Source organism: Erwinia sp. S38 (assembly GCF_016624545.1).
GTDB lineage: Bacteria > Pseudomonadota > Gammaproteobacteria > Enterobacterales > Enterobacteriaceae > Erwinia > Erwinia coffeiphila.
On sequence record NZ_JACVTS010000053.1, the window covers coordinates 1 to 4,600 of the forward strand.

Consider the following 4,600-nt stretch of genomic DNA (forward strand, 5'->3'; position numbering starts at 1 on the left):
ACACCTGTATAAATAACCGGTAACTGTCAGATCAGGTCTGAGCTAATACAGCTTATGTCAGCGTGTCCTGAAAATACTCCCCCTCTCTGCCTTCCCTTTCTAGCCCTCTGGTCGCCCATGGCACGACCGGATCGCGGATTCAGTTAAGAATCATAGTTCCTGAGCGGTAGGTCGGAAGATTATTTCGTTCACCCCTACGTCATCTGGCTCGTTAATAGCGAAGGCAACCATCCTAGCAAACGTTTCTGGAGGCACGCCGACTTTGCCAACGTAGTCTTGGTTTATAGACTGGATATCTTTATCACTAATGTGATCCAGTAATTCTGTAGTTACCGCTCCAGGTGAGATAATGGTGGCCCGAATATTGTAACCGGCCACTTCACTTCGAAGACCTTCTGTAAGGGCCCTGACAGCAAATTTTGTTGCTGAATATACGGCTGAGGCCGGGAAAAGCAGATGCCCAGCAATGGATGCGTTGTTAATGATATGTCCAGATTTCTGGGCTTTCATGTATGGCAATGCTGCCGCGATACCGTACAGCACTCCGCGCAGGTTCACATCAATCATCTGATCCCACTCATTGACTTTTGTTTGTTCGAGTAAGGACAGGGGCATTACGCCTGCATTATTAATGAGCACATCAATACGCCCCCATTTTTCAATTGCAACATTAACAAGTTGTGAGACGCTTTCCTGATTAGTCACGTCTGTGACGACAGCAATTGCCGTGCCTCCACTTCTATTTATGTCTGCTGCGAGGGTGTCGATACGGTCCAAACGACGTGCAGCGACAACAACACGGGCCCCTTTCTCAGCCAGATGACGTGCTGCTGCCTCGCCCATCCCGCTTGAAGCACCCGTAATCACAATAACCTTATCTTTAATATTTTCAGCCATAAGTCTTCCATTCCGATTGTGTATTTAGACGTAAATTTAAGCCTATAGTTATAACCGTGGTTAGGCTTTAACAAGCTTATCAGGCAACAATTTGTTTGAGAACTACCGTAAAAATATAACCGTTATGAATCAGGCTTATTAATAGCGTTAAATACTCCTGTGCGCAGAATGCAGCCAAGAGGATTTAGTACAATTGAAATCTTTCTTAAGCGTCGTGAGTTTAAGAAAAAATACAGTAATAAATCTATACCCCCTACCATAATAGGGTAAAAAACGAATCAAAGCACAAAGTGTACAAGTCAGATATAAAACCAATACTGTTGCCTATAGTTGAATAAAAATCATCATTTAATTTACAACCTGCAACGCATATTCTTTCGGGGTTACGCCACAATTACGCTTAAAAACTCGCCTTAAATGTTCATCCGAACTAAAGCCACAATTATGCGCTATCACCTTAATAGTTTTTCCGCCTTCCTCCAATTGTCGGCGTGCCAATTCTATTCGGGAACGCTCGACAAACACTGCAGGTGAACATCCGACTTCCCGATAAAATACGCGGGTAAAATTACGGGGGCTCATTGCTACTCGCTTCGCCAATTCAACGACTGAATGCGATTTTTCGAGGTTTGTAAGAATCCATTGCTGAAGATCGCGAACACTATCGTGTCGGGTCATCTGGCTAGAGAGATGCTGACTGAATTGTGCTTGCCCACCCGGCCGCTTCATAAACACAACCAGATCGCGGGCTACATCAAGCGCAATGGAGTGTCCCAAGTCTTTTTCAATCAATGCCAGAGCCAAGTCAATAACAGCAGTAACACCTGCTGAAGTCCAAAGCTTGTCTGAGTTCACAAATATCGCATCATCTTTTACGTCGATGAGTGGATAATTACTCTTCAGCATAGCAGTGGCGCTCCAATGCGTCGTGGCTGGTAAACCATTTAGGAGCCCAGCTTCAGCCAGGAAAAAAGTACCCGTGCAGATGCCCGCAAGCAGTTCAATTGGCTTGGCTGCTGCTCGTCTGCACCAATTAACCAGTTGTGGTTGCTGCACAAGAGATTTTTGGATGTCCCTAGATCCCATTACCAACGCAATATCAGGAAAATCATTCTCACTTAATGATTTTTCAGCTTCAAGAACTACCAGAGTATCCGATCGGATCATGCCCGCACTAGGAGCACTAAGTGTAATATCATAAACAGGTGGCTTTTTTTCCTGTTCTAATCTGAAATTTGCGTATTCGAATACGCTCACCGCACTTACTGCTTCGATAGCTTTGAATCCCGGATAAATGATGATATCAACACTTTTCATAGGCATTAAATTTTTACTCTTATAACACTCGGTTATTAATAACGTCTGAAGGAATGCCTACAACCGTAACACTCGGACATTTTCCCCTCTAAAACGGACATCTTTGCGTCCCCCCCTAACATCCTCTGACGGTACACATTACCCTTAACGTAATGTTATAACATAATGGATGCGAAGTAATGAAAACCAGAGCAGCTATAGCGTGGGCGCCAAACCAACCGCTTGAATTTGAGGAGATCGACCTCGATGGTCCGAAGGATGGTGAAGTACTTGTTCGAATCGTGACAACAAGTCTTTGCCATACAGATGTGTTCACATTGTCAGGTCGTGACCCGGAAGGTAAGTTTCCTTGTATCCTCGGACACGAAGGGTGTGGGATTGTTGAAGATGTTGGACGAGGTGTCACCTCTGTGAAACCCGGCGATTATGTCATTCCTCTATACACACCAGAGGACCCAAACTGTCCTTATATCCAATCAGGTAAAACTAACTTATCTCAAAGCATACGCAAAACCCAAGGTGAAGGGCTCATGCCTGACGGGACCAGCCGTTTTTCCTATAAAGGTAAGACAATATTTCACTATATGGGTACCAGTACCTTCAGTGAATATACTGTTCTACCCGAAATTGCGGTGGCTAAGATCAGTCAGGATGCTCCACTTGCAAAAGCCTCAATTATGGGTTGTGCCATTCCAACCGGGATTGGTGCAGTCCGTAATACCGCGAAAGTAAAACCTGGCGATACTGTTGCCGTATTTGGTTTGGGCGCAGTAGGCATGGCTGTTATTCAAGGTGCGGTCATGCAGGGTGCAGGGAGGATCATTGGTATTGATGTCAATCCCGCAAAATTTTCTTTGGCTCAATCATTAGGAGCGCATGAGTGCATCAATCCTGCGGACTTTAAACAACCAATCGAACAAGTCATTGTGGAAATGACCAATGGCGGAGTCGATTTCTCTTTTGAGTGTGTTGGCAATGTCCACTTGATGCGAGCAGCGCTGGAATGTTGCCACAAAGGTTGGGGTGAAAGCATCATCATTGGTGTTGCCGGAGCCGGGGAAGAAATCGCCACACGGCCGTTTCAGCTAGTGACCGGCCGCGTGTGGCGAGGTTCAGCCTTTGGCGGAGTGCTCGGCCGCACCGGCCTGCCGAAAATGGTTGATGAATGGTTGAAAGGGGATATTAATGTCGACCCTTACATTACCCATAATATGGGGCACGAGGCTCTAAACGTGGCTTTTGATTTGCTTAAAAGAGGTGAGGCCATTCGCTCAGTGATTCATTATCAAGAGGGTATGACCATGACCAGTGATATGCCAGGCGTGATTGTTGACAGATTTGGGAAGACAATCCCAGTCTAAGCCTGTAGTAAGCGGTATATCGGAGGATTTTGATAAAAAATAATTTATCCGGTTAATTAAATTAGTGAGGGTAGTTATATAATGAAAAACTACTCTCACTTATAAAGGAGTTCATTTTTAATGAGGAAATCATGTTTAATGATATGGAAAAAGCCAGTAATGGTCAGCGCTTTGCATTAGATGATGTTATAAGCGCCATCCCCTGGAACAGCCAGGGATTAATCGCTGCCATTGCTCAGCAGTACAATACGAAAGAAGTTTTGATGCTGGCTTGGATGAATATAGAAGCTTTAAAGGAAACCTTAGTGACCGGCAGAGCCTGTTACTGGTCTCGTTCAAGGAGATGTCTTTGGCGTAAAGGGGAATCATCTGGGTGTACTCAAGAAATACATGGTATTCATCTTGATTGCGATGGCGATGCAGTTTTGCTCTATGTAGACCAAAAAGGAGGTGGCGCCTGTCATACTGGACGGACAAGTTGCTTTTACAATAGAATTGATGGTGATGAAATTATTGTTTCAGGTGATCCTGTAAATTTTAAAACTTGAAGCCGTCCCTGCCTATTTTATTGGGACAGACAAACCTTAGAGAGGTGATAATTTTCAATCAGGCCATGATGGATACTAAAATTGGAATCTGGACCGCCGTGCTTGCGGCGGCCATATAATTTAGCAGTAGTAATTTTACCAGTTGATAATAAATCAAATTATAGCGCTTTAAGTCCTGCTGACGAACTCAAAAACTTATTTCAACCGAGTAATGCTGACCATATCATTAAAGCAATGATTATATATACGCAACCTCCAAGTGTAGTGGTTTATTATTCAAATAAGCATACCCCATTAATAATAGCCTTAACGTCATTGGTGAACACCTATAGAGATATGCACTCAATCCAAACCATTTATGCTTTAGTACTTGCAAAGAAACTGCTGAACGCGCGAACTTGAACTTTTTCCGAAAAATATCTCAGGTGTATTAGCTCAGACCTGATCTGACAGTTACCGGTTATTTATACAGGTGTC

The 4,600-nt window shown here is 44.0% G+C and carries 4 protein-coding genes; 2 read left to right on the forward strand and 2 right to left on the reverse strand.

What is annotated here, in order from left to right:
• Window positions 1-150: 150 nt before the first annotated feature.
• Both IBT46_RS26850 and IBT46_RS26855 read right to left on the reverse strand, forming a co-directional pair.
• A complete protein-coding gene (locus IBT46_RS26850; protein WP_200539145.1) occupies window positions 151-897 on the reverse strand; it encodes an SDR family oxidoreductase in 747 nt (248 codons plus the stop codon).
• Between the two features lie 348 nt (window positions 898-1,245).
• Window positions 1,246-2,214 (reverse strand): GlxA family transcriptional regulator, encoded by a 969-nt coding sequence (locus IBT46_RS26855; protein WP_200539144.1) that lies wholly within the window; start codon window positions 2,212-2,214, stop codon window positions 1,246-1,248.
• A 179-nt stretch (window positions 2,215-2,393) separates the two neighbouring features.
• Between IBT46_RS26855 and IBT46_RS26860 the strand changes: the two genes are divergently transcribed.
• Window positions 2,394-3,575, forward strand: a complete 1,182-nt coding sequence (locus IBT46_RS26860) for an S-(hydroxymethyl)glutathione dehydrogenase/class III alcohol dehydrogenase (protein WP_200539143.1) — start codon at window positions 2,394-2,396, stop codon at window positions 3,573-3,575.
• A 131-nt stretch (window positions 3,576-3,706) separates the two neighbouring features.
• Window positions 3,707-4,123: a phosphoribosyl-AMP cyclohydrolase gene (gene hisI, locus IBT46_RS26865; RefSeq protein WP_200539142.1), complete on the forward strand. Its 417-nt coding sequence runs from the start codon at window positions 3,707-3,709 to the stop codon at window positions 4,121-4,123.
• Window positions 4,124-4,600: the final 477 nt, after the last annotated feature.

Excerpts from the sequence above, each read along its gene's own strand:
- IBT46_RS26850 (WP_200539145.1), bottom strand. The coding sequence starts at position 897 with ATGGCTGAAAATATTAAAGATAAGGTTATTGTGATTACGGGTGCTTCA.
- IBT46_RS26855 (WP_200539144.1), bottom strand. The coding sequence starts at position 2,214 with ATGAAAAGTGTTGATATCATCATTTATCCGGGATTCAAAGCTATCGAA.
- IBT46_RS26860 (WP_200539143.1), top strand. The coding sequence starts at position 2,394 with ATGAAAACCAGAGCAGCTATAGCGTGGGCGCCAAACCAACCGCTTGAA.
- hisI (WP_200539142.1), top strand. The coding sequence starts at position 3,707 with ATGTTTAATGATATGGAAAAAGCCAGTAATGGTCAGCGCTTTGCATTA.